The organism is Brevibacterium sp. SIMBA_078 (genome assembly GCF_046534565.1).
GTDB lineage: Bacteria > Actinomycetota > Actinomycetes > Actinomycetales > Brevibacteriaceae > Brevibacterium.
In genome coordinates this window covers 1,064,498-1,089,446 of sequence record NZ_JAWRYQ010000001.1, presented here as the reverse complement: position 1 = coordinate 1,089,446, position 24,949 = coordinate 1,064,498, and the positions used below count along the sequence as shown (strand labels likewise).

The 24,949-nt window shown below is 63.0% G+C and carries 19 protein-coding genes; 9 read left to right on the top strand and 10 right to left on the bottom strand.

The features are described 5' to 3' along the window. Positions 1 to 1,482: 1,482 nt before the first annotated feature. The 7 genes from SB749_RS04840 to SB749_RS04810 all read right to left on the bottom strand — a co-directional run bounded on the left by SB749_RS04840 (position 1,483) and on the right by SB749_RS04810 (position 11,381). Positions 1,483 to 2,571, bottom strand: coding sequence for a peptidoglycan-binding protein (locus SB749_RS04840; RefSeq protein ID WP_410709319.1), 1,089 nt, complete (start codon positions 2,569 to 2,571; stop codon positions 1,483 to 1,485). Between the two features lie 152 nt (positions 2,572 to 2,723). Next, positions 2,724 to 3,041 carry a thioredoxin gene (gene trxA / locus SB749_RS04835; RefSeq protein WP_039211718.1) on the bottom strand — a complete coding sequence of 106 codons (318 nt, stop codon included), beginning with the start codon at positions 3,039 to 3,041 and terminating at the stop codon, positions 2,724 to 2,726. A 123-nt stretch (positions 3,042 to 3,164) separates the two neighbouring features. Next, the gene (gene trxB, locus SB749_RS04830; RefSeq protein WP_410709318.1) at positions 3,165 to 4,151 is read right to left on the bottom strand and encodes a thioredoxin-disulfide reductase; all 987 of its coding nucleotides are present in this window, start codon (positions 4,149 to 4,151) and stop codon (positions 3,165 to 3,167) included. A gap of 267 nt (positions 4,152 to 4,418) precedes the next feature. Continuing rightward, the gene (locus SB749_RS04825; protein WP_410709317.1) at positions 4,419 to 6,938 is read right to left on the bottom strand and encodes a virulence factor MviN; all 2,520 of its coding nucleotides are present in this window, start codon (positions 6,936 to 6,938) and stop codon (positions 4,419 to 4,421) included. Positions 6,939 to 6,960: 22 nt separating this feature from the next. Next, positions 6,961 to 8,580, bottom strand: a complete 1,620-nt coding sequence (gene murJ, locus SB749_RS04820; RefSeq protein ID WP_410709316.1) for a murein biosynthesis integral membrane protein MurJ — start codon at positions 8,578 to 8,580, stop codon at positions 6,961 to 6,963. Positions 8,581 to 8,583: 3 nt separating this feature from the next. Further along, entirely contained in the window at positions 8,584 to 10,896 is a 2,313-nt protein-coding gene (locus tag SB749_RS04815; protein ID WP_410709315.1) for a DUF6049 family protein, read from the bottom strand. Then, on the bottom strand, positions 10,893 to 11,381 hold the full coding sequence (locus SB749_RS04810; RefSeq protein WP_135808011.1) for an NUDIX domain-containing protein: 489 nt from the start codon (positions 11,379 to 11,381) through the stop codon (positions 10,893 to 10,895). The genes SB749_RS04815 and SB749_RS04810 overlap by 4 nt, the downstream gene beginning before the upstream one ends. Before the next feature lie 141 nt (positions 11,382 to 11,522). On the opposite strand from SB749_RS04810, the gene SB749_RS04805 reads away from it, so the two are divergent. The 8 genes from SB749_RS04805 to rplI all read left to right on the top strand — a co-directional run bounded on the left by SB749_RS04805 (position 11,523) and on the right by rplI (position 20,760). Then, a complete protein-coding gene (locus SB749_RS04805; protein WP_410709314.1) occupies positions 11,523 to 12,998 on the top strand; it encodes a CCA tRNA nucleotidyltransferase in 1,476 nt (491 codons plus the stop codon). A gap of 108 nt (positions 12,999 to 13,106) precedes the next feature. Beyond that, the gene (locus SB749_RS04800) at positions 13,107 to 14,813 is read left to right on the top strand and encodes an AMP-binding protein (protein WP_410709313.1); all 1,707 of its coding nucleotides are present in this window, start codon (positions 13,107 to 13,109) and stop codon (positions 14,811 to 14,813) included. 363 nt (positions 14,814 to 15,176) lie between these two features. After that, positions 15,177 to 17,534, top strand: coding sequence for a transglycosylase domain-containing protein (locus SB749_RS04795; RefSeq protein WP_410709312.1), 2,358 nt, complete (start codon positions 15,177 to 15,179; stop codon positions 17,532 to 17,534). 26 nt (positions 17,535 to 17,560) lie between these two features. Then, the gene (locus SB749_RS04790) at positions 17,561 to 18,934 is read left to right on the top strand and encodes a hypothetical protein (RefSeq protein ID WP_410709311.1); all 1,374 of its coding nucleotides are present in this window, start codon (positions 17,561 to 17,563) and stop codon (positions 18,932 to 18,934) included. Between the two features lie 109 nt (positions 18,935 to 19,043). Then, positions 19,044 to 19,334 carry a 30S ribosomal protein S6 gene (rpsF, locus tag SB749_RS04785; RefSeq protein ID WP_025779601.1) on the top strand — a complete coding sequence of 97 codons (291 nt, stop codon included), beginning with the start codon at positions 19,044 to 19,046 and terminating at the stop codon, positions 19,332 to 19,334. A 34-nt stretch (positions 19,335 to 19,368) separates the two neighbouring features. Further along, the gene (locus tag SB749_RS04780) at positions 19,369 to 19,998 is read left to right on the top strand and encodes a single-stranded DNA-binding protein (protein ID WP_410709310.1); all 630 of its coding nucleotides are present in this window, start codon (positions 19,369 to 19,371) and stop codon (positions 19,996 to 19,998) included. A 47-nt stretch (positions 19,999 to 20,045) separates the two neighbouring features. Next, on the top strand, positions 20,046 to 20,285 hold the full coding sequence (rpsR, locus tag SB749_RS04775; RefSeq protein ID WP_025779604.1) for a 30S ribosomal protein S18: 240 nt from the start codon (positions 20,046 to 20,048) through the stop codon (positions 20,283 to 20,285). 31 nt (positions 20,286 to 20,316) lie between these two features. Then, positions 20,317 to 20,760, top strand: a complete 444-nt coding sequence (gene rplI / locus SB749_RS04770) for a 50S ribosomal protein L9 (RefSeq protein ID WP_236853253.1) — start codon at positions 20,317 to 20,319, stop codon at positions 20,758 to 20,760. Positions 20,761 to 20,928: 168 nt separating this feature from the next. On the opposite strand, the gene SB749_RS04765 is transcribed toward rplI, so the two are convergent. The 3 genes from SB749_RS04765 to argE form a co-directional block, all read right to left on the bottom strand. After that, entirely contained in the window at positions 20,929 to 21,522 is a 594-nt protein-coding gene (locus tag SB749_RS04765; protein WP_410709309.1) for a DUF488 family protein, read from the bottom strand. Then, complete coding sequence (locus SB749_RS04760) at positions 21,519 to 21,737, bottom strand: DUF2945 domain-containing protein (RefSeq protein ID WP_410709308.1); 219 nt, start codon at positions 21,735 to 21,737, stop codon at positions 21,519 to 21,521. The genes SB749_RS04765 and SB749_RS04760 overlap by 4 nt, the downstream gene beginning before the upstream one ends. Positions 21,738 to 21,798: 61 nt before the next feature. Beyond that, positions 21,799 to 22,974: an acetylornithine deacetylase gene (gene argE / locus SB749_RS04755; RefSeq protein WP_410709307.1), complete on the bottom strand. Its 1,176-nt coding sequence runs from the start codon at positions 22,972 to 22,974 to the stop codon at positions 21,799 to 21,801. Between the two features lie 457 nt (positions 22,975 to 23,431). Between argE and SB749_RS04750 the strand changes: the two genes are divergently transcribed. Continuing rightward, on the top strand, positions 23,432 to 24,748 hold the full coding sequence (locus tag SB749_RS04750) for a DUF445 domain-containing protein (protein WP_410709306.1): 1,317 nt from the start codon (positions 23,432 to 23,434) through the stop codon (positions 24,746 to 24,748). Positions 24,749 to 24,949 lie beyond the last annotated feature (201 nt).

Here is a 24,949-nt window from a genome sequence, read left to right as displayed (position 1 = left end):
TTCGGCACGTGATGCAGCGGTTCTATGGCAAATGTTTCACGTGAAACTGGGTTTGCCCGAGCAAGCTCAGACGTTTTGTATGTTGATGGGAAATATTTGAAAAGAGCGGTTCTGCGTCGCTATTACGGCGCTTGGGTGTTCAATCCTTCACTGTTGCCGGTGCTTCGGCTATTTTGTATTGCCTGGTCTGTCGTACCAAGTTGTAACGCTTTCGTGACTGTAACGCCGTCGGGCGTTGTCTGTGGGCTTGGCCTTCGTCATACGTGGCGAGACGAAGAGATGTTCATTTTGTCGTTGTCTGGTCTATGATCAGTCTGACTCAGTCTCAGCGATGACCACCCGTGGCGGTGAACTGCTTTCGACGGCTTTCAAGTGGAGATTCCGTTTCACGTGAAACGTTTTCTGTCGAAGAACGTATCTTCACCGGCTATTGGAGCCGGCTGACGGGAGAATGCCTGTTCATTTCGTAGTGAACATATACGGGTGAATTAGGTCGTTTGTCGCTGCTACCGACCGATCAGAGGCGAGGACGTTCTCTCTTCTTTCACGCAGGGGGCAACTGCCGGCACTGGCTGAATCTTGATACCGATGTTCCACGTGAAACGACCCACTCCCCAGGAGAGGGTGGAGGCAATTCCGCCGCCGCTTTGTAGTTGAGCGAGCATTCAAGCGAGGTCTCTAGGGTTAGGTGTGAAGCAGAGTGCTTTTACACTCGTATGCATGTCGTCTCGATGTGCCGAGTGAGAGCATATTCGGCTGCGGCTTTCGGTTGGGTGATTAGGTCGCTCATTCGCAGAGGTGGCGCTGCCACAGGTGCTCGGCAGGTGCCACCGAAATTGGTTTAGGAGCGCATGGCAGGGTTATTGTGCTTCCATACGGATGCGCTGGTGTCCGCCAGGTCTCTTACGTGGTGTTGGTGCTTTCTTTTGCCCTATTCCGGCGGAGAGTCCAAATGGTTTCACGTGAAACGAAGCAACTGTATTGGAACTATTCTCTGTCGGTCGTGGTGAGACTGCGAACCCGCCTGAGCGAATGGTCGCTGCGAAGTCACACGAGGGCGGGGCCGATGGTTTCAAATAGTAGGTTGGCTTCAAAGTGGCTCGCTTCTCAGCGGAAGCCCAATTTGATCCGGGTGATGTGTCTGGTTGAAGTTTGCTACGGGCGCCGTTTCACGTGAAACATATCGTGGCGGGGCTCATTGTGCTAAGTCGCGGGCCCACGGTGCTGGCTCGCGGGCACGGGGTGCGAGCTCGACTAAGTTCGTCTCGCCCACTGCGCAGCGGACGAGCGGATCGACCGGGAGTCGTGGTATGTGTTCTTTCGGGGTTGTATCAACCCGTCCTCGATGCTTGTATAGAGCGCCTTGTGTCGGTCTTCAGTCGGCGGGTGTTCCGTTCTCTGAGGTTCAAGACTGAAGTGAGAAGAACCGTGCTCCTATTCAAGGAACACGGCTCTGCAAAGATGTTCGTAGAAGCTGGCTGACTAGTTCAGCGCTTTGATGGCATCGAGACTGAGAGTGCCTGTCTGAGGATCCTTGTCCTCCACAATGTAGAGGCGCTGCAGTGCAGCGGCTATGCCGTCGGCGATCGCGTCTCGCACGTGCGGATCCTGGAGGTTCTCGAGATCGTCTTGGTTGGTGAGGTAACCGCTGACGACATGGACCTTCGGTGTCTTCAGTCGCTTGAGTGATAACCACGTGCGTGCATGCGTGCGGCAGTCGAGCATTCCGGTCCGTGCGACCAGTTCTCCTTGGATGAGCTCTGCCAGCTTCTGCCCCGTCGGCGAATTGAGGTCCGACTGACGTTCGTGACCGAAGTAGAAGGTCGCCAATCCGTTGGCATCCTTGGATTTGCTGACATCCGCTGTGACGGTGATGACCGCAGATGCGCCGAGGGTATCCGCGCGATTGACTTCGACGGCATCGCCTTCGAGGAGTAGAGCTCCTGCCCCGATGGCTTCCAAACGACCGACAAGGCGACTTGCGATATCGAGAGTGATCTGACGCTCGAGAGCCGACTGTTCATCCGTCATCGGCAGCGTCTGGAAATCTACAACTGTAGTTGCTGCCTCGATGACGAAAGTGCGGCCGACGAGGGACGTACCCGAAGCCGCCACGCGTGCACGCTCCTGAAGCGCGAAAAGATTGCCGGTGTCCTGGTTGCGGTCGATCGCGTTGAGACCGCGGAGAGTCTGCGGTCCAGTGACTCCGTCTACCTTGGTGCCCAAACTCATCTGCAGTTCCTTGACCGCTGTCTCGGTCAGTGACGCGTACTCGGAATCGATACGACCCGGATAGAAGCCCAGGCCTGCGAGCTTGGTCTGGAGGTCGACGACATCATCGCCTGTCAGCACTCTCACGGGGTCGAATCGGAGCACACGGTCGCCCAACTGATATCGAGCCTGCTCCAGCGCAGAAAATGTCTCAGGGCCCAACACACCGTCGCAGAGGATCCCCCGATCTTGCTGGAACTGGCGGACACCCAACTCGAAAGCTCGATCGAAGTCCGCGGTCTCGGTATCACCGACATGGAGCCCCAAACGGGCCATCTGAGCTTTGATATTGGGCAGCATTTCGGAAATGTCGCCGCGCGAGTAGCGCGGTAAGTTCGGGTTCGTCAATGCGGTGCCAATCGTCGGTGATACGTTTCGAGGGTCAGTGTTCAGTGGCGCTCAGAAATGCCTAAGGCGCCCGTTGATACTACAACAGGCGCCTTAGAACTCGATCAGATGAAGTCGGAGAGCTCATCCTCGAGTGCGGGCTTCGGACGTGCGCCGATGATGGTCTTGGCGACTTCGCCGTCCTTGAAGACGTAGAGCGCCGGAATCGAGGTGATTCCATAGGTGCTTGCGGTCTCGAGGTTCTCGTCAGTGTTGACCTTGACCACGTTGAGCTTGTCTCCGTGCTCTTCGGCGATCTGGTCGACGATAGGGCTGACCATACGGCAGGGGCCGCACCAAGGAGCCCAGAAATCGACGAGTACGGGCTTGTCGGACTTCAGTACGTTCTCTTCGAACGTGGCATCAGTGACTTCTGTCGACATGAGTAACCTTCCTTCACAACGAATGTCTCTATCGGAACAGTGGAGCTGGATCTTTCATTCCCGGGTCTATTCGCTCGGCCCGATGTGCTGTCACGAGCAGCTATACGAACGGACGTTTCGGGATCAGGAAGCGACTGGGGCTTCGGCGACTGCTGCCTCCGCCACGGCGGGCTTAGAAGCAGCCTCGAGATCACCGAGGTAATGTTCGGCGTCCAGCGCGGCCGAGCAGCCCGAACCGGCAGCAGTGATGGCCTGACGGTAGACCGAATCGATGACGTCGCCGGCAGCGAAGACGCCCTCGACAGACGTCTTCGAAGTGCGACCATCGACGCTGAGGTACCCGTCGGCGCGCATCTCAAGCTGATCGGCGAACAGGCTTGTGCGGGGGTCGGAACCGATAGCCACGAACATGCCGGTCACCGGCAGTTCTGAGGTCTCCCCGGTCTCGGTGTTGCGGATGGTCAGCCCGGTGAGGGAATCTTCGCCGTGGACTTCGGCGACCTCGGAGTCGAGGAGGAACTCGAGCTTCTCATCGGCGTTCGCGCGGTCCTGCATGGCCTGCGAAGCACGCAGCTCCTGGCGGCGGTGGACCAGCGTGACCTTGGAGGCGAAGCGGGTGAGGAAGGTGGCCTCTTCAAGCGCCGAGTCACCACCGCCGATGACAGCGATGTGCTGATCACGGAAGAAGAATCCGTCACAGGTGGCGCACCAGCTGACTCCGTGCCCGGAGAGCTTCTTCTCATTGGGCAGTCCGAGTTCGCGGTATGCCGAGCCGGTCGCCAGGATCACGGCCTTTGCTGTGTAACGCGACCCCAAAGCGGTCTCGATCTCGTGAGCACCCGGGTTGAGTTTGAGGGTCTCGACATCGTCGTAGATGACCTCGGCACCGAACTTCTCGGCCTGCTCGCGCATGCTCTCCATGAGTTCGGGCCCCTGTACGCCGGCGGGGAATCCGGGGAAGTTCTCGACGTCTGTGGTGTTCATCAGTTCGCCGCCTGCGGTCACCGATCCTGCGATGACGACCGGCGAGAGGTTCGCACGGGCCGCGTAGACGGCCGCGGTGTAACCGGCCGGCCCCGATCCGATGATCACCAGTTGAGTATCAGTCATGTGAAAAGTTCCCTGCTTCTATCTGCTGTGCTCAGCGCGCCGCGGAGTGCCGCGCGAAATGACGTTCGTATCTATAACGGTACGGTGCCGCGGACTATTCCGCACCCGCATCCTGTCCGGCATCCGGCTCCCTTCCCTGCAACGGGACCGTGAGTGAAGCCGGATCCCGGATTGAAGCCGCCGGTCGAACCCAGCCCAGTTGCTCCCCTGGAGGCCGTGAAAGACGCCGGGATCCTTCTACCAGGGCGCGAGGAACTGCTGGTCGGTTCAGAAGAACTTCACAGAGCTGATGGTGGCCTTATAGCCGCCATCGGTCTGCGGCAGTTCGGTGACCCAGAGGATGAGTTTGTCCGTCTTGACCTCTTCATCGAACTTCACGGTGACGGCGCCGTCGGCATCGAACACGCCTTCGCCGATGACCTTCGCGTCCTCGGGGTCTTCACCGTCACGGATCTCGAACTTGCCTCCGGAGTTCCCCGACGCCACCTTCACCTTGCTCATGGTGGTCTCGTCCTCGAACTCGAAGAGCAGACCGACACCGGATTTGAGATTGCCGAAGCTCGCCGAGTTGTACCGGTCGGTGTTCCAGGACCCTTCGGTCTTGGGAATGACGTTCTCGGTTTCACTGTCGTGTTCCGATCCGTCGCCTTCGGGGTCGAGGGATTCGACCGTCTTGATCTTCGGAGGATCGGCTTTCGGAGTCTTCTTCTCTTCCTTCTTCGTCGGCTGCTCGCTCGCTGCGGACGTCTCGGAGACCGGAGTGGACTCCTCGTCTCCCGAGTTGAAGCCGATGATGACGATGCCGAGCACGATTGCGGCAACGACCGCGAGGCCGAGAACCAGCCACAGGAAGGGTTTCCGAGTGGCAGCTGGATCACGCTCGTCGGGACCTGTTCCACCGGAACCGCTGCCTGCACCGCCGGAAGCCGTGCTGCCACGAGCGCCGGCACCCTCTGCCGTGGCCGAGGCAGCTGCGGGTGCGGAGCTCGAAGCCGCTGAACCGGAGGACTTGGCTGCAGCGCCCGCCGCCGCGGCAGCGCCGGCAACGCCTGCAGCCGCGGCTCCTCCTGCCCCGGCAGCCTTGTTTCGGTTCTTCACAGACGCAGCCTGGGATGCATCGGTCGAATCGCTGTGCTGTTGGCGAGGTTTCCCGGCCTTGCGCTCGGCCGGACGCACAGTTGAGGAGTTCTCGGCCGCCTCGGCGCTGGGCTCTCCGACGGCTTTACGATCGTCGCCTGCACTTCGCTCGTCCACGGAGTCCGGGGACAGCCGGCGCATCTCCTTCGGCGGTGCGGCAGCATTGGCTTCCTGCTGACGGGCGGCCGAACTCGCCTCGAAGGCGGCAAGCCGCCTGCGCGCCTCGTCCTCCTTGGCCTTCGCGATCCGCCGTTCACGCTCATATTCACGTCGCTGATGCTCGCGCTGCTGTTCATTGGTTTCGAACATGCCGCCGAGGAACCAGGAACCGTCGTCTTCGTCCTCGCCGTCCATGATCACGCGCGTATCGTTCTCATCGCCGTCGTCATCGTTCTCGGGGACGATCTCAAGTGCCTGAGTGTCGGGATCCGAATCGTCTTCCCGACTCATGATCGGGGTCGTGAGGTTCTCGTCGTATTCGTGCTCCGCGTACTCCGAATACTCCGAATACGTCTGCTCCGGCTGCCACTCCTCCCAGTCCTGGGCGGCACTGTCGAGCTGTTCCTTCGCGATCGGGAAGCTCGAGGCCTCGCGCATCTGCATCCTGTCGGCATAGCGGCCCGTGGTGCTTCCGACCACTCCGGCGGCCAGTCCCCGGGTTCCCGGACGGGTGATTCCGATGCGCACCAGGGCGGCCTGCACCTGATCTTCGCTGGCGCTGGTCGAACTGCCGGGACCGGGTCCGATGGTCTTCGACCGTGGAGCGGGCAGGCTGGTGGCTTCATCGAAGCTGCGCGGCGACTGATCGAACAGATTCTCGTTCTCCGCCACCGGAGCACGATTGACGTAGCGCAGCAGTTCCGGGTCCCACTCGTCGATGTAGCCGAGAACCTCGGCGACCGAACCCGGACCGGGATCCGAACCCGTGATGATTCCACTGACGAAGTCATCGAGTCTGTCAGGGACATCGGGGTTGAGCGCCTGCGCCCGGGCGATTCGGGCGTTCTCCTTCTCCGCAGGAGGAATGCCGTCGAATGCCTCTTCACCGGGCCAGTATCCGGTCAGAGCAGTGTAGAAGAGCTGGACGAGAGCGAGGGCGTCTCGCCGTGAGGCCTTGGTCGGCGTGTAGTCCTTCTGCTCGACGAGCCCGGTGTCCAGCGCCAATGCCGCATCGATGCCGATGCCTGCGATGACCACCGCACCCTTCGACGTCAGACCGACGAGGCTCGGACGCAGGAACATATGGAACAGTCCCCGCCTGGCCGAGGTCACGAGCGCCGAGCCGACCTCGCCGATGAGCGCGCAGGCGGCGTCGACGGGCAGCGGCGAACGGGGCAGGATCTGGTTGAACGGCGTCACCGCGATGCGCTTGATGACGATGTAGTCCAGCCCGTTGGAATGGCCGACGTCGAGGGTCGGGGCGATGCGCGGGTCACCGAGGATCGATACACGACGGGCGGCTTCGAGGACGTCGTTGGAACCGTCGGCATCGGCGACGAGGATGAGCACGGGTTCGTCGAGGATCGCATCGAGCCCAGTGCAGACCGCACCGACCTCGGGTTTTTCGGGAAGCCATCGGCGGTCGACGGTCGATACGACATAACGGCCGGCCACCACCATGCCGGGTTCGATATCGATCAGGGCGACCACCTCCGGTGGGGATTGACGGGGCTCAGGCTGTTTTCCTTAGTTTTCCAGCTACCACGCCAATAATCGAATGCAACTCTCTGACTCTGAGCAAATAACAAGCTCCGATGAAGAACAGGAGCATCACGACGCCGACGGCAGCCGTGGTGATGAACGCCTGCCAGCGTCCTGCCAGGGAGAAGTCCGGGAAGAAGTAGAGCAGACCGAACCCAGCGCCTGCGGCGACGATCGCTGAGAGAAGGAACTTCATGTGCGAGGTGAGGATTCCGCGCAGGTCGATGGCGCCGAGGCGCTTCTTCAGGACCGCAAACGAGATGATCATCGCCATCAGATATCCGAGGCTCATGACGAGACCGATGATCGCCACCGTCACCGACTTCGGGAAGATCGATACCGAGAGCACCGCCAGGGACTGGAAGATGATCTGCGGCAGCTGGATGAGGAACGGGGTCTTCGCATCCCCGTAGGCGTAGAAGACTCGCTGCGCGAGATAGTTCGCGCTGAAGGGAACGAGTCCGAAGACCATCGTGATGATGACCAGACCGATGGCCATGGCCTGTTCCCGTCCCTCACCGGCGATGATCATGGCCACTGGAGAGGCGAGGACGACGAGGGCGGCGAGGGCGAAGGTGTTGACCATCCCGACCATCCGCACACCCATCGAGAAGTCGCCGACGACGGCTTCGGTGTCCTCATCGGCCGCGTTCTTGGCCAGAGAGGTGAACAGCGCCGTGGCCAGAGACACCGCGATGAGTGAATGCGGGAGCATGAACACAAGGTAGGCGGTCGTGTAAGCGGCGTTCGAGGCGTTTCCGTCGCCGGGGATAGACGCCCCCGAGGCGACGCGGGAGATGATGAGGAACCCGATCTGACCGATGAGCATGGCTGCGAACGTCCAGAAGGCGACCTTGCCGGCCGAGCCGAGGCCGACTCCGCGGAATCCGAACTTCGGCCTGTACTTGAAGCCGATCCGCTTGAGCGGCCAGATGAGGATGAGCGCCTGAGCCGCAACGCCGAGGGTCGCCGTTCCGGCGATGAGAGCGATCTTGTCCGGGGTCCAGGTATCGAGCCCATGCGGAGACGCATTGTTCGTGCCGAAGATGAGGATGAAGACGGCGAGACCGGCGATCGCGACGACGTTGTTGAGCACCGGTGCCCACATATAGGGACCGAACGACGACTTCGCATTGAGCACCTGGCCCAGCAGCGTGTAGAGGCCGTAGAAGAACAGCTGGGGCAGACACCAGAAGGCGAAAGCCGTAGCCAGCGCCATCTGTTCATCGCTCCACCCCGACGAGTAGAGCCAGACGAGCAGCGGGGCAGCAGCTGTGGCGATGATGCTCACGGCGGCCAGGAGCATGAACGACAGCGTCAGCAGCCGGTTCGTGAAGTCCTCGCCGCCGTCCTCCCGTTTGGAGGCACGCACGATCTGCGGGACGAGGACGGCATTGACCACGCCGCCGGCCAGCAGCATGTAGAGGGTGTTCGGCACCTTGTTGGCGATATCGAAGGCATCGGCCTGGACCGCCGTGACTCCGATCGCCATGGCCAGCATCGAGGCTTTGACGAAGCCGAGCACACGCGAGGTCATGGTGCCGGCGGTCATGATCGCCGAGGACCGGGCCAGGGATGAGAAGCTGGACACGCTCTACCTCTTTTCGGGGTCGTCGGTCTTGGCGCGGGCCATCGCATCGGCCAGCTGCTGTTCGGGGATCTTCGGGCGCCCGCGCGAAATGGTCTTGATCAAGCCGATCACGAACACGACGGCCAGGGCCAATCCGATCACTGCGGTGCCGATGTTCTCCCAATCGGCGCGGACCCGAACCATGAGTGATTCCTGCTTGGGCAGGACCACCTCGTCGGCGGTGACCATCTCGATCGTCGTCGGCACATCGGCGTTGGCGAGGCCTTCGACGGGCACGTCCACACGCATCGTCTCCGCGGCCGGCACCTTCACGGTCTCCGTCTCCTGCGCCCGCAGCTGCGGAGTGTTCGGCTTCATCCGGATCCGGAGGGTCGCCTCGGCGGGGGAATCATTGACGATCGTGACCGGAATCGTCGTCTTCTCGCCGGTGACGAGGAGGACGGACGAACCCTTGCGCAGGTGCAGGCTGTCCATGAGGTTCTCGCTCTGCTCGCGGGCCTGACCGGCGCAGATGTTCGCGTTCCGGCCCAGGGTCCACGCCGCCGAGGTGCAGGTGAGGAGCTCGCGGTCGAGCCGGATATCGGCACTGTCACGGTCACTGAAGACGCTGTTGAAGTCCTCTTGGTTCGCCCGGGTCTCGGCCAGCGACTTCACGGCCCTCTTCCGGATGTGCGGAGCGTCGGAATCCGTGCGCAGCAGTCCGCGCGCCTCGGTACTGGAATCGAGGATCTTGTCGACCCCGGTGGGAGCGATCCACGGTGCCGAGCTCAGCTCCTCGACGGTCTGTTCCCAATTCGCCGAGGCGGCCGCACGTGGGAGCGGAACGAACAGGCTGCGGGTGCGGTAGGGAGCCTCGGATTGGATCACCGCAGACTCCGCGACGAGCTCGGACAGTGCCCCGGCCGGGTTGTCCTCGGCGATCGCCTCGGCGCTCATGTCAGTGAGCTTCGTATCCGAGATGAGAGTGTCGATCGTCGACTCGCCATCGTCAGTGATCGTCGTCTGCGAATGCGCATCATCGTGGATGCCGGTGATCGAAGGCTGCTGACCATCGCTGAGGATCGCGGTGGAATTGCCCGACTTCTTCAGTGCCCGCAGCCCGTTCTTCGTGGCACTTCCGGCAACCGGCCAAGCGATGTCCGTGCGGGCATCGGGGAAGACGTCCCCCACGATCTCGCGCTGCTTCTGAGCGAAGGAGCTCAGTCGGTCGATCTTCGTCCCGCGCAGAGCACTGAGATCGGGATCGCCATAGGGCAGAGCGACGACCGTGTGCTTCTGTGCCGCCTCCACGAAGTCCTGATACCAGGAATCGAGGCGTTTGCGCTGCTTCTCTGCGGCTTCGAGTTCGGCACCGCTGGAATCGGCGTCATCGTTCTCCGGCGCTCCGACCGGTGGCGACTGAGTCTCCTCACCGCTTCCCCCGTCGGGTTCTTCGGTCTCCTCTGGTGCGTCGGCGGGAGGCGGTTCGGCGATCGCGGCTTCGAAGGATGCGATGATTCGCGGGTCGATCGCCAGAGCGAGCTCTTTGTGTTCCAGCAGCTTTGCGATCGTGTCGAGCGAACCGCCTTCGGCAATGGCGGCATCGAGCCGGTCGGAAGGGATGAGTCCGCCCTCGGAATGGCCGGGCAGAGTGACGGGAGCGAGCAGGCTGATCTTCGTCTGATCGAACTCCGGATCCGGGTACCACGTGGTGAAGCCGAGCGCAGAGGCCCGCAGACCGGTGTCGTCGCCGAGCTGAACCGCCAGCCCCCGCGGGCCCCAGGAACTCACGGGTGAGGACGTGCTCAGGTCGAGGTCATCGGCGGGCACGCGGAAGGTGAATTCCGCGGAGGTGCCGGGATCGATGGTGTCGTCGAACGAGGTGTCGAGGGTGATTCCCGAGCTGTCATCGGAACCTGAGTCCTTGTCCTTCTTCGCCTTCTTCCTCGCTTCGGTTCCATCATGTTCGAGATCGGCGACGGTGCGGTGCTGTGCCTGTCCCTGCTTCCAGGAGGTCAGGCGGGATTCGGAATCGAGCTTGCGAGTCGACATCTGCAGGCTCAGGCTCGGCTTCTCGACCGCCTTCTTCGTCGTGTTCGAGATCGTTCCCCGCACGGTCAGCGTGCCCTTGTCATCGATCCACGGAGTCACCTCGTCGAGGGTGATCGAGACCTCATCCTTCTTCGCATCGGTGTCCGCGTCGGTCTTCGCATCGGTGCTGGCTGCGGCCGGGGCGGCATCGAGCAGCGGATATGCGAAAACCGGCCCTGCGAGCAGCAGGAGCGTGCTCAGCAGGGCGGTGAGGAATCGCAGTCGGCGGATGGGAATGGGTTTCACTGCTCCAGTCGGGACACCATTGGTCGGGCGGCGGCGACGATTCGGCGCTCATTGGCGAACGACAGTCGCGAACGCAGGTCATTGAAGGGCACCCACGCCGCATCGATCGCTTCTTGGTCAGGATCATTATCCACTGTCAGAGTCCCCGACTGTGCACGCAGCAGGAAATGGTGGACGAGTTTGTGGATCCGGATTCCGGTCACGGTGAACCAGTAGTCGACGGTTCCCAGCGGGCAGATGATCTGCCCCGCGATCCCGGTCTCCTCTTCGACCTCACGGCGGGCCGCCTCGGCGGGGGTCTCCGTTCCTTCGAGATGCCCCTTGGGAAGGCACCATTCGATCCGGCCGGCGCGATTGATGCGCGCGATGACGGCCACGGCCAGCAACGGGTGAGAGAAGTCGACAACGATGCCACCGGCGGAGATCTCCTCCACTGTGGTGCGGCGGGACGTGCGGGGTCCCGGCTTGGGCATCGGTGTGGTCATTCTCCTACCTTAGTAGGCGAAGCTTGGAAGTTTCGTGTCATCTGCTCCCGGTAGGCTTATGGAGACCGGAACTCACGCCTGGAGGCGGGAGACGAGTTCCCATGGGCAAGAGCAGAGATCTTTAAGAATTGAAGGAGCTCGGTGGATCCGCAGACCGCGCACAACCGACTACACGACAAGCTCGACGAACTCGAGCACATCCTCGGCCCGCTGGGTCAGAGGTTCTCCTCAGCCGGTTTCGAGCTCGCCCTCGTCGGCGGTTCCGTCCGTGACGCGCTGCTCGGTCGCCCCATGCCCGACCTCGACTTCACCACCGATGCCCACCCCGACGACATCCTCGGACTGATCACCGACTGGGTCGACACGCACTGGGACATCGGACGCGAATTCGGCACCATCGGAGCCGTGAAGTCCGGAGTCCAGATCGAGATCACGACATACCGTGCCGAAGCCTATGAAGAGGACTCGCGCAAACCTGTGGTCGCCTTCGGCACTGACCTCGACGCCGACCTCGTGCGCCGCGACTTCACGATCGGGGCGATGGCGATCCGGCTGCCCTCGAAGACGTTCGTCGACCCGCATCATGGATTCGACGACCTCATCGCCGGTCGCATCCGCACCCCCGGGGCCGCCGCGGACTCGTTCTCCGATGATCCGCTGCGGATGATGCGCGCGGCCCGGTTCACCTCTCAGCTCGGGCTCGACCCCGTGCCTGAGGTGGAAGAGGCGATGACGGCGATGGCTGATCGGATCGAGATCATCTCCGCCGAACGCGTCCAGGTCGAACTCGTCAAGCTCATCACCGGCATCGATCCGGTCGCCGGAGTCGACCTGCTCGTACGCACCGGAATCGCCGACCATGTGCTCCCCGAGGTGTCCGGACTGCAGCTCGAGACCGATGAGCATCATCGGCACAAGGACGTCTACCAGCATTCGCTGACCGTGCTGCGTCAGGCCGTCGAACTCGAGAGCCGGTACGCCGAGAAGCAGCGTGACGCCGGGATGGCCGACGATGATCCGCAGCGCCTGCGCGTGCCGGACTTCGTCGTGCGTTTCGCCGCGCTCATGCATGATGTCGGCAAACCCGCCACTCGGCGCTTCCAGCCCGGCGGTGCCGTGACGTTCTACCATCACGACGCGGTCGGTGCGAAGCTCACGGCCAAGCGGATGAAGGCGCTGCGCTTCGACAAGGACACGACGAAGGCGGTCGGCCGCCTCGTCGAACTGCATCTGCGCTTCTACGGCTACGGCGATGCCGGGTGGACGGACTCGGCGGTGCGCCGCTATGTCACCGACGCGGGACGGCTGCTCTCGCGGCTGCACATTCTCACCCGTGCGGACGTGACCACCCGGAACAAGCGGAAGGCCGATCGGCTCGCGTTCGCCTATGACGACCTGGAGGAGCGCATCGAGGCCCTGGCGAAACAGGAGGAGCTCGATTCGATCCGCCCGGACCTCGACGGCAAGCAGATCATGGCGATCCTCGATATCGAACCATCACCGCTGGTGGGCAAGGCGTACAAGCATCTGCTCGAGCTGCGGATGGACCACGGGCCGCTCGGACCCGAACGCGCCGAGGCGGAGCTGCGCTCCTGGTGGGAATCCCACGGTCAGTGACCGACCCCCGCCTGCTCACCGGCTGATCAGTGCTGATAGCTTCGTAATCGTTTAGATTTGTGTGTGACGTCACATGATGTGACGGTGGCGAAAGGTGAGGAGACCACAATGACAGTGACCGAGGAGTTCCGCGCTGCCCGAGACAAACTGATCGAGCTCCGCAGCGATTACGAGGCCGCCCGCGACCAGTTCGAATGGCCGCGTCCCACGCATTTCAACTTCGCACTCGACTGGTTCGACAAGATCGCCGAGAACAACGACAAGCCGGCTCTGTGGATCGTCGAACAGGACGGAACTGAGGGCAAGTGGAGCTTCGCCGAGCTCTCCGCGCGGTCGAACCAGGTGGCGAATCACTTCCGCCGTGCCGGGATCAAGCGCGGCGACCATGTCATGGTCATGCTCAACAACCAGGTCGAGCTGTGGGAGACGATGCTCGCCGGCATCAAGCTCGGTGCCGTGCTCATGCCGGCCACCACCCAGCTGGGCCCCATCGATCTCACCGACCGTGCCGAGCGCGGTCAGGCCGAGTTCGTCGTCGCCGGCGCCGAGGATGCCGCGAAGTTCGATGACGTCGATGTCGAAGTCGTCCGCATCGTCGTCGGCGGCGAGCCCACCCGCCAGCAGGACTACAGCTACTCCGATGCCGATGATGAGAGCACCGAATTCGACCCTCAGGGCACCTCGCGCGCCGATGACCTGATGCTCCTCTACTTCACCTCGGGCACCACCTCGAAGGCGAAGATGGTCGCCCACACCCATGTCTCCTATCCGGTCGGTCACCTCTCGACGATGTACTGGATGGGATTGACACCCGGCGACGTCCACCTCAATGTCGCCTCGCCCGGTTGGGCCAAGCACGCCTGGTCGAACATCTTCACCCCGTGGATCGCCGAAGCCTGCGTCTTCCTCTACAACTACTCGCGCTTCGACGCCAACGCCCTCATGGAGACCATGGACCGCGTGGGAGTGACGAGCTTCTGCGCCCCGCCGACCGTGTGGCGCATGCTCATCCAGGCCGACCTCAGCCACCTGAAGAACCCTCCGATGAAGGCTCTGGGCGCCGGTGAACCCCTCAATCCCGAGATCATCGACCGCGTTCACAGCGAATGGGGTGTGCTCATCCGCGACGGCTTCGGTCAGACCGAGTCGACCCTGCAGATCGGCAACTCGCCCGATCAGGAGCTCAAATACGGTTCGATGGGCAAGGCTCTGCCCGGATTCGATGTCGTGCTCATCGACCCGGCGACCGGTGAGGAAGGCGACGAAGGCGAGATCTGCCTGCGCCTCGATCCTCGTCCCGTCGGCCTGACCACCGGATACTGGAGCAACCCGGAGAAGACCGCAGAAGCGTTCGAAGGCGGCGTCTACCACACCGGCGATGTGGCCTCCCGGGATGAGGACGGCTACATCACCTATGTCGGTCGCGCCGACGATGTATTCAAGGCCAGCGACTACCGGCTCTCCCCCTTCGAGCTCGAAAGCGTGCTCATCGAACACGAGGCCGTCGCCGAGGCGGCAGTCGTGCCCTCGCCGGATCCGGTGCGACTGGCTGTGCCCAAGGCGTATGTCGTCGTGTCGAGCAAGTTCGAGGCGGATGCCGAGACCGCGCGATCGATCCTCGCCTACTGTCGTGAGAACCTGGCTCCGTACAAGCGCATCCGCCGTCTCGAGTTCGCCGAGCTGCCGAAGACGATCTCCGGAAAGATCCGTCGCGTCGAGCTGCGCGCTCGCGAAGACCAGCTGCATCCGTTCAGCGGCGAACCCGCTGTCGAGGGCAGCGAGTACGCCGACACGGACTTCGATCTCAAGAGCTGAGAGTCGCGGCTGGCGGCACCTGCGGAAAAGTGCGGGCACGCTTGAACGAGAAGGTGCGCGCGCATGGTCGAGGTGCCCTTGCTGGCGACGCCGAACACAGATCTGCGGGCGCAAGTTTGAATGTGAGCAAACACGCACTCGTCATGGTTGATTCTCCCGCAGTGAACTAAAATGCCTGGTGAGATGCCGAATGCGGGGTTACTCTGAGAACGGTTCGGTAACCTGGCGTGTCTGCAGAGCGTCAGGCTCAGCGCTTTTTCATCCTCTACTAATGAATGCGTGCGAGACTGATTGGCGTCTTTGACCTTTTTCGGACCTCGTCGCCACGCATTGCGGCAGGCTGACTGATCTGGAGGACCTTGGGTGGCTAAGGGACAACACACAGCCAAGAACATCGGCAGGAATACGAAGAACCTGCTCAACTACCCGCGAGCGGGTGTGAGCGGATGGACCCGTTTCCTGCCGAGCATCCGTGTACTCGTCGTCGGCGGGCTCAGCCTCGTCATCGCCCTGTGCGTGGCGTTCGCCATCGGCTATGCCGCAACGGACATCCCCGAGCCGAACCTCGAGGCCACCGGTCAGACCTCGACGATCTATTACAGCGACGGCAAGACGCCGATCGGTCAGTACAAGGTCGAGGACCGCAAGTCAGTGGAGATCGACGAGATCTCCGAGCCGATGCAGAAAGCTGCTATCGCTGCCGAGGACACCTCGTTCTACGAGAACCGCGGCATCTCGATCAAGGGTCTCTCCCGCGCTGTCGTCGGCGTGGCCACCAATAAGTACGCGGGTGGCGGTTCGACGATCACTCAGCAGTACGTGAAGAACTTCTACCTCACGAACGAGCACTCGCTTGATCGCAAGGTCAAGGAGATGTTCATCTCGCTCAAGATCGACCAGCAGCAGTCGAAGGACGAGATCCTCGCGAACTACCTCAATACCATCTACCTCGGCCGTCGCTCGTACGGCATCGAAGTGGCATCTCAGAACTATTTCGACAAACCGGCTTCGGAACTCAATGTCAGCGAGTCCGCTCTGCTGGCCGCGATGATCCAGCGCCCGGGTGCTGCCGATCCTTCGGACAACCCCGAGGCCTACCAGGACCGCTTCGACTACGTGGTCAAGAACATGGTCGACGAAGGCTTCATCACCGAGGAGCAGGCCGCCAAGGTCGAGATGCCCGAGGTGAAGAAGCAGAACAAGGAATCCTCGCTGTCCGGGCAGAAGGGCTACATGTGGGACTTCGTCCGCCGTGAGGCGCTGCGGAAGCTCGACATCGACGAAGCCCAGCTTGATCGCGGCGGCTACAATATCGTCACCACCTTCGACAAAGATCGGATGAAGGCTGCCGAACAGGCCATCAAGACGCTCCCACAGGATCAGCCCGAAGGCATGCAGGCCGGACTCGTCTCGATCGACCCGGACAACGGCGGAATCGAAGCCTTCTACGGCGGCAAGAACTACCTCGATCAGGCGTTCAACGCCTCGACGCAGAGTCATGTGCAGGCCGGATCGACATTCAAGCCCTTCGCTCTCGTCGCGGGTCTGGAGAACGGTGTTCGACTGACCGACTCGTATCCGGGTGCCAGCCCGACGACGCTGAACAATGACGGCACGCCGTGGACGGTCAACAATTTCGGCGGCTCGAGTTACGGGCCCGTCAGCCTGCTCAAGGCGACGCAGTCCTCGATCAACACCGCCTACGCGGCACTCAATGTGCAGGTCGGGCCGGACAAGACCGTCGACGTCGCCGAACGTGCGGGACTGAGTGAGAACTGCACCGACAAGGAGATGAAAGCCGGCGATACCGGCGGCTGCTCGATCGGTCTGACCCCGAACCCCTCCAATGTGCTCGGTACGCCCAGCGTCAAGCCCATCGATATGGCTTCGGCGTACGCGACCTTTGCGGCAAACGGCGTCCACCACGAGACCCACTCGATCAAGAAGGTCACGAAGGGTGCCGAGGACGAGGAAGTGTACAAGGCCGAAACCAAGGGCAAGCGCGTCTTCGACAAGGCAGTTGGTGCCGAGACCTCGTACGCCCTGAGCCAGGTCGTTCAGGGTGGTTCGGGCAGCTACGCCCAGAACCTCGGTCGTCCTGCCGCCGGCAAGACCGGTACGACGAACGAGAACAAGGCCGCATGGTTCTCCGGTTACACACCGAACCTCGCCACCTCGGTCGTGCTCTATCGCGAGGTCGACGGAAAGTCCGTGTCTATCGGCTCCTTCGGCGGTCGCGGTGAGGTCACCGGTGGTTCGTTCCCCGTGCAGGTGTGGACCGACTACATGCAGAAGGCCCTCCAGGGTGAGAAGGTCGAACAGTTCCCGGCGCGCGGTGAGCTGCCTGAGAAGCCGAAGCCGAAGAACTCCAACCCGGCCCCGGCTCCGAAGCCTGAACCCAAGGCGCCTGCCGGCAGCAACGACGGCAGCGATGGGGACGAGGAGAAGGAGGAGCCCAAGGCTCCGATCGAGACTCCCAAGGACGACGAGGACAAGGACAAGGATTCCGACGGAGACGAGAAGGGCAAGGAAGAAGGCTCGAAGGACGGCTCCGATGAGGGTTCGAGGGACTCCGACGGTAATGGTGAAGATCCGCCTAAGGACGATCCGCCAAAGGATGACCCGCCTAAGGAAGACCCCCCGAAAGATGATCCGCCCGTTGATAACCCGTTGCCAGAACCGCCTGGCGGAGACTCTAAAGGGGGTCTAGGAGAAGGTTGATGGTGGCTGACCGGTAACCTCGAGCCATGCCCTCGAAGTCCAGCACCCGGATCGCCGAGCCTCTGCTCGGCGGTCCGGTCGGCATTCACCTCGGTGCTGCCGGTCGCCGGTACCGCAGCGCGCAGGCCTCTGCGCTGGCTGCGGTCCTCGGCGTCACCACCTTCCTCGCTCTGGCTCTGCAGGGTCCGTGTCTGAGCTCGGGATACGAACAGCCGGCCGCCTCGGCGAGGATGTGCGCAGGGCCGCTGTCCACGGCCTTTCTCGGTGACACCAACCCCGACGTGCTCGGGCGCGCACACGGCGGAGCCGCGGCCCTGGCCCCGCTCGAAGCTCGCCTGGTCGACCTGTTCCAGCTGTTCACCAACGACGTCTCCCTCTTCATGGTCGTCGTGCTCCTGCTCAACACCGCAGGGATCGCGGCTCTCGGCGCCGGACTCCTCGTCCTCGCCCGCTATCGGGGGTGGCTGGTTGCAGTCTTCGCCTCCCCGCTCATCCTCTTCACCCTCGGCTCCACTCTCGACCCCATCGCCCTCGCACTGGCGGTGTGGTCGATGGTCATCTTCTTCGGAACCCCACCGCTGCGCCCGCGCGGGTGGTTGGCCGGTGTGCTGCTGGGCATCGCGACGTTCATCAACCCGCTCGCCCTCCTCGTCCTCCTCGCCCTGACCGTGACCGGGCCGAACCCGGCACGGGGACTCAAGCCGCGCAATCCGCGGATGATGCTCGCCGCGGCCACGGTCACCTCGGCGGTGCTCCTCGTCGTCGACCTCAGCGCGATCGACCGGATCATCCACTGGTACTCCGATGCCGTCGACGGCGGATCCTTCGCGTCGATCCTGCTCATGGCCGAACTCGGCGACGTCTCCGTCTGGGTCCCGCTGTGGATCATCGTCAGCGCCGGAGTGGTCCTCGCCGTGACCGTCTCCCTCTACATGGTCCGCCGCACGGGTCTCGACCCGGCCGTAGCCGCATGCCTGCTCATCGGCGGCTGCCTGCTGCTGGCACCGGGCCTCATGCCCTGGGACAGCCTGTGGCTGCTGCCCTTCATCGCCCTGTCCATCCGCCGCTGGTGGGTGCTCATCGTCTGGACCCTCGCCGAGGCGGTCTTCGCCGTCGCCGTCCAACTCGGCGATGTGTCGGGATTCGAAGCCGATGAGGGACTCGACTCCACCTTCGTCGCCCTGTTCACCCTGCTGCGGCTGCTCGCTCTCGTCCTCGTCGTGATCATGGCCGGTGAGAACCTCTACCGGCGCGGTATCCGCGGTCGCACGGCTGCGTCAGCGCCGCCTCGGCGAAAAGAGATCGACGATCCTGGGGACGCACTGGAACATCGGGCTGCTGGACGTAAGGAAGAGCACGAATCCGGACATGACAGCCAGCGCACCGGTCGATTAGACTAGTGAGGTCTGTTCCCATTTCGTGACCATCACGGGAACGGGAGCGGACGTGCATATACCCTCCTGCCATGGACCGACCATGGCCGCAAAGACCAGAGGAGGTGGGTGACATATGCGTAAGTACGAGCTCATGCTCATTCTTGATAACGACCTCGAAGAGCGGACGCTGGCTGACACCGTGAACAACCTGATCAAGGTTGTCCCGGCTGAGAACGGCACCGTCGACAACGTGGATATCTGGGGACGTCGTCGCTTCGCGTACGAGATCCAGAAGAAGTCCGAAGGCTACTACGTCGTGGTTGATTTCCACGCCGAGCCTGCAACGACCAAGGAACTCGATCGTCAGCTCGGACTCAACGAGTCCGTTCTGCGTACGAAGATCCTCCGCCCGGACGCCAAGTAAGGCATCTTAAGCTACCTCGCTTCTAGGAGATTCAATGGCAGGCGAAACAGTCATCACGGTCGTCGGGAACCTCACCAGCGATCCCGAACTGCGCTTCACACCGAACGGTGCGGCAGTCGCAAACTTCACCGTGGCCTCGACGCCGCGTATCTTCGACCGTCAGGCCAACGAGTTCAAGGACGGAGAGACTCTCTTCCTCCGCTGCTCGGTGTGGCGTGAAATGGGAGAGAACGTCGCCGAATCTCTGCAGCGCGGTACGCGGGTCATCGTTCAGGGCCGACTGAAGTCCCGGTCCTTCGAGACCAAGGAAGGCGAGAAGCGCACGGTCATGGAGCTGGACGTCGACGAAGTCGGCCCCAGCCTGCGACGCGCCACCGCTCAGGTCTCGAAGAACAACCCCAGCGGCGGAGCAAACTTCGGCGGTGGCGGCGGCAACTTCGGTGGCGGCAACCAGGGCGGAGGCGGCCAGCAGGGCGGCTTCGGCAACCAGCAGTCCTCCGGCTGGGGCAACAATCCTCAGCAGGGCGGCCAGCAGGGTGGTCAGCGCCAGGGCTACAGCCAGGGCGGCAACAACGCACCCGCCAATGACCCGTGGGCATCATCGAACCCGCAGAGCGGCAACGGCGGCTGGGGCAACCCCGGCGCCGATGAACCCCCGTTCTGATCCACGTCTTCACGACATTTCGAGACATTCGTTAACAGGAGATACTCATGGCAAAGCCAGAGATCCGGAAGCCTATCAAGAAGAAGGCTAATCCGCTCAAGAAGGGCGAAGCGGCGAACATCCACTACAAGGACACCGCTACGCTCCGTAAGTTCATTTCCGACCGCGGCAAGATCCGTGCACGTCGCGTCACCGGTGTGACCGTGCAGGAACAGCGCGTCATCGCAAAGGCCGTCAAGAACGCCCGCGAGATGGCACTTCTGCCCTACTCGAGCTCAGCTCGCTGATCGGAGGGAAAGAATAATGCCTAACCGCAAAGTGATTCTGAACCAGGAAGTCGACGGCCTCGGTGCCGCCGGCGACGTCGTCGAGGTTCGTGCCGGATACGCACGCAACCTGCTTCTGCCTCGTGGCTGGGCTTCGGCCTGGTCCGCCGGCGCTGAGAAGCACATCGAGGCTCTGCGCAAGGCCCGTCAGGCCAAGCAGATCGCCGATCACGACGAAGCCATCAAGGTCAAGGGCGAACTCGAGTCGACCACGGCTCGCATCGACATGAAGGCCGGCAAGAACGGTCGCCTCTTCGGCGCCGTCACCCCTGCCCTCGTGGCCGAGGCCCTGCAGACCGCGACCGGACGCGAGTTCGATCGCCGTCAGGTCGCCCTGACCGGTCACGTCAAGACCCCCGGCAGCTACAACGCTGTCGTGCGCGTCGGCGACGAGATCACCGCGAAGATCAAGTTCGAGGTCATCGGCAAGGCCTGATCTAGGCCTTGTCCGGGCGTCCCAGTCCGGATGATTCGGACGTGGTGAGGGTCTGAACGGCCCCACCACACCACCGCCGAGGCGGCACCTGAGTTCAGGTGCCGCCTCGGCGTCGTTCGTCCGGTTGGGTGTTTCAGGAGGAGGTGCGGACTCGGGTCGCGGAAAGGGTCAGCTGTCAGCGGGATAGGTAAGGGTGCCGTCCGCCTCGATCCGGGCACCCTCGCTCAGCTTCGCCCGATCGATGTGACCTTCGCCGAGGATGTGCGCGACGGGGAGATCCCGGGCGAGAAGCTGATCGGCGATGATCCTCCGGTGACACCGCCACCACACGGCCTCCGAGCACATGATCGCGCAGCGCGCCTCCGTACTCCAGCCGATGAGAGTTTCGAGGTCCGTGCGGAATGCCGATGAGAGGCAGTGGTCGGCATAGTTGTGGAAGCTGCGGTTCTGCCACCATGCGTTGACGTCGAAGGGCACCGTCCGGCTGACCGGTCGGCGACCGGTCAGCGCCTCGAGGCGTCGCAATTCGATCCCCACTTCGGCGAGGTCGCTCTCAAGGGTGTCGGCGTTGAACCAGGGGTTCTTCGTCGAACCAGGCAGCTTCCGGACGTCGACGACCACCTCGGTGCCGGTATCCATGAGCAGTTCGACGAACTCGTTCAGTTCACGATTCGAATGCCCGACTGTCAGCAGACGCGGCAGAGCGGCGTCCGCAGGGCCGGCCGACGCGGCGGGGGATTTCGCCCTGTCCAGTCCCGTCATTCGTCGTCGATGAGATGCAGAGCGCTGCCTTTGTGGGCGGCGATGTGATCGGTCTTGTCGCTCTTGATCTCGTACTGCGGGTCCTCTGCCGAGGCGCGGCGACGGTGTGCCTTGTAGTCGAAGTCGGCAGTGTGGACCTTCGTGATGCGACCGGAGACCTGCCCGGCCTCGGAGTTCCAGCCCACGTGGTCACCGACCGAGAATTCGGTTGCCATGCTTCCTCCCTGCCTGGGTCTGTGATCCTATCTGCAGTGTACGACCCCTGAACCCGCGTCCTCAGCTCTCGGAGAGGTCGGAGATGAGGGCGTCGATGAACGATTCGCAGGCGGCGATCTGTTCGAGTTCGATGAACTCGTCGGGAGCGTGAGCTTGGGCGATGTCTCCGGGACCGCAGACGACGGTCGGGATGCCGGCTTCGGAGAACAGCCCCGCCTCGGTGCCGTAGGTGACCTTGTCATCGGTGGCGATTGCGCCCCAGCTCGAGGCGAGCGAGACGATGTCCGCATCGGCCGGGGTCTCGCAGCCGGGAGCTTCGGCTTCGATCGTGAAGTCGACACCGGCGGCCTCGTTCTCGGCGGCCATCGCTCGACCGAGGCGTTCGGCTTCGGCGCGGAAGCGTTCGATGAGGGCCTCGCGGTCCACAGAACCGAGCGATCGGAACTCGAACTGGACGGCCGCCTCGGCGGGGATGGTGTTCACGGCGATGCCGCCGTTGAACGTGTTCGCCGTGACCGAGGTGAAGGGCACGACATAGGCCTCGTCGAAGGGCCCTTCGGTGCGGAATTCGGCTGCGACGGCGTGAACGAAGGCGACGAATTCGGAGGCATAGGCGATGGCATTGACACCTTCGGGGGTGAGCGAGGAGTGGGCGGCGACGCCATGGAAGTCGACGCGGAAGACGTTCATCGATTTGTGGCCGCGGATGGCCCGCATGCTCGAGGGTTCGCCGACGATGCAGCCGCGGGGCGCCAGGCCCTCCTCGGTGATGGCCTCGACGAGGGAGATGGCGCCCACGCAGCCGATCTCTTCGTCATAGGAGAAGGCGAGGTGGATGGGTTCGCTGAGTTTCGCGGATTTGAACGCTTCGAGGCGGGAGAGGATGACGCCGATGAATGATTTCATGTCGGCGCTGCCGCGGGCGAAGTACTTTCCGTCGCGGATCTCGGGGGTGAACGGGTCGGAGGACCAGTCCTGGCCGTCGACAGGAACGACGTCGGTGTGTCCAGACAGGACGATGCCTCCGGTGGTCGTGCCGTCGGCTGCGGGGATGGTTGCGAGCAGGTTCGCCTTCGTGCCCTCCGGGTTCGGGATCCGGCGTGATTCGATGCCGGCGGCATGCAGGCGAACTTCGACGTGGTCGATGAGCGGGAGGTTCGTGTCCCGACTCGTCGTGTCGAAGGTGATGAGATTCGTGATCTCGGTGATGGTGGCCTCGGCGGGTGTCGCTGGCACGACTGCTCCTGAATGTCGGGTACGGATTGCTTCGATCCGGTCAGATCGCTGCGCCTGTGGCGAGGGCCGCGGTGGTCCCTGAGGAAACGGTGACCGTTTCCAGAGGGCGGAGGCGGGCCCAGAGGGGACGTGGTCCCCGTGCAGGACAGCGGTGACCAGACCCTTCTCACTCTACGTGTCGTGTTTGTACCGCGTGGCACCGGCCCAGGCGGTGGGCGCAATGGCGTAGCGTGCGTGTTGCTGGAGTCAGGGGCGGCGCATCCCTCACCGTTGCTGTCGCATCGCCTCGTTCGCCGCGCACCCTCGCGGGCCTCGCGTACCCACCCGTTGCACCGGTGGGCTGTGCCGTTGCCACGGCGTTTTGGCAGGGACGGTGCAGAATTCCCAGGTGCGAACCTGCCTGCGGATGCGTGTGGAGGGGCAGGGTTTCGCTAAAGTCGTGGAGCAGGGGGTAACGATGTCGATCGAGAAGACACCATCCGTACCGCGCTTCGGCGCCGGCAGCGGAAACGGCGGGCCGGCCGAGCTCACGCCGGAGGATCAAGAGCGCGCTCGCGGGCTGAAGAAGATGCGCACGCTCGCGCTCTCGCTGCTCATCCTCGCCACGCTCATCTTCCTCTCCACCCACCTCTTCACCGACAACACCGGCGTCTGGGGGTTCGTCTCCCGCGCCTCGGAGGCCGCGATGATCGGCGCGATCGCCGACTGGTTCGCCGTCACCGCGCTCTTCCGCCACCCTCTCGGGCTGCCGATTCCGCACACCGCGATCATCCCGCGCAAGAAGGACACCCTCGGTGCGAGTCTGTCGGCCTTCGTCGCCGCGAATTTCCTCCACGCCGAGGCGGTGTCGACGAAGATCCGATCCGCCGAGATCTCCCATCGAGCCGGGAAATGGCTGGCCAAGCCCGCCAACCGAGATATCGTCGTCGACCGTGCTGCAGGGGGCCTCGAATATGTGCTCGCGCGCATCGATGACGACTCCATCAAGGCGCTGACCAGGAACGTCATCATTCCTCGCCTCGTGGCCACCCGAAAGACACCGGTGCTCGCTCAGCTGCTTCGTCAGATCGTGCTCGACGGGGCTCACCACAGACTCGTCGACCTCATCGTCGCGGAGGCCTACAGCTGGCTGGGTGACAATCCGCAGGTCATCGATGAGATCGTCCACAACCGGGCACCCTCCTGGGTCCCCGATTTCGTCAACGAACAGCTGGCCAACCGACTGCAGCGCGAAGTGCTCGGCTGGGTCGCCGACGTCCGCGACAACGAATACCACAAGGCGCGACAGGCGCTGGATGCGTGGCTCGTCGACCTCTCCGACGACCTCGAATCCGACTCATCTCTGTCCCAGCGGGCCGAAGAGATCTTCAACGACCTGCTCAGCCAGGAGGGAGTCGTCGACTCCGTCCTCGAGATCTGGGGTTCGCTCAAACAGCTGCTGCGCGAGGCCATCATCGACGAAGGCGGCGAAGTCCGCGCCCGCATCTGGCAGCTCATCGGCGAGTTCGCCGAACGGCTGCAGGCGGACTCGGAATTCTCCCGCCGCATCGATGACCGGATCGCCACCACCGCCGGTGATCTGGCCGAGAGCTTCGGCCCCGAGATCGCCAGCGTCATCTCCGACACCATCGAGCGCTGGGACGCGAAGGAAGCCGCCGAGCGCATCGAGCTCTACGTCGGCCGCGACCTCCAGTACATCCGCATCAACGGCACCGTCATCGGCGCGCTGGTCGGTCTCGTGATCCACACCGTCATCGTGTTGCTGCCTGGGTAAGATCGGCAGACGCGGACCGAGGTGGCCCGGTCCTCTGCGGCGGAGACGATCCAGACGTCGAAGGAGTCGACCTGTTCGGTTGGTCGGGCGGGACCACGGGCAGCCAGCCCGGATGTCGCATGTCGATGAGGTGGTGTCGGAAGAATGTCAAGCCGGGTGCCCCGAACTCGGTTTTCCGTCAACCGAGGTTGGGAAATCCTG

What these genes read in the sequence shown, in the direction of transcription:
- trxB (WP_410709318.1), bottom strand. Translation starts at nt 4,151, where the DNA reads ATGACTGATACTCAACTGGTGATCATCGGATCGGGGCCGGCCGGTTAC.
- rpsR (WP_025779604.1), top strand. Translation starts at nt 20,046, where the DNA reads ATGGCAAAGCCAGAGATCCGGAAGCCTATCAAGAAGAAGGCTAATCCG.
- SB749_RS04780 (WP_410709310.1), top strand. Translation starts at nt 19,369, where the DNA reads ATGGCAGGCGAAACAGTCATCACGGTCGTCGGGAACCTCACCAGCGAT.
- trxA (WP_039211718.1), bottom strand. Translation starts at nt 3,041, where the DNA reads ATGTCGACAGAAGTCACTGATGCCACGTTCGAAGAGAACGTACTGAAG.
- rpsF (WP_025779601.1), top strand. Translation starts at nt 19,044, where the DNA reads ATGCGTAAGTACGAGCTCATGCTCATTCTTGATAACGACCTCGAAGAG.
- SB749_RS04760 (WP_410709308.1), bottom strand. Translation starts at nt 21,737, where the DNA reads ATGGCAACCGAATTCTCGGTCGGTGACCACGTGGGCTGGAACTCCGAG.
- SB749_RS04765 (WP_410709309.1), bottom strand. Translation starts at nt 21,522, where the DNA reads ATGACGGGACTGGACAGGGCGAAATCCCCCGCCGCGTCGGCCGGCCCT.
- SB749_RS04810 (WP_135808011.1), bottom strand. Translation starts at nt 11,381, where the DNA reads ATGACCACACCGATGCCCAAGCCGGGACCCCGCACGTCCCGCCGCACC.
- SB749_RS04840 (WP_410709319.1), bottom strand. Translation starts at nt 2,571, where the DNA reads ATGCTGCCCAATATCAAAGCTCAGATGGCCCGTTTGGGGCTCCATGTC.
- SB749_RS04800 (WP_410709313.1), top strand. Translation starts at nt 13,107, where the DNA reads ATGACAGTGACCGAGGAGTTCCGCGCTGCCCGAGACAAACTGATCGAG.
- SB749_RS04790 (WP_410709311.1), top strand. Translation starts at nt 17,561, where the DNA reads ATGCCCTCGAAGTCCAGCACCCGGATCGCCGAGCCTCTGCTCGGCGGT.
- SB749_RS04750 (WP_410709306.1), top strand. Translation starts at nt 23,432, where the DNA reads ATGTCGATCGAGAAGACACCATCCGTACCGCGCTTCGGCGCCGGCAGC.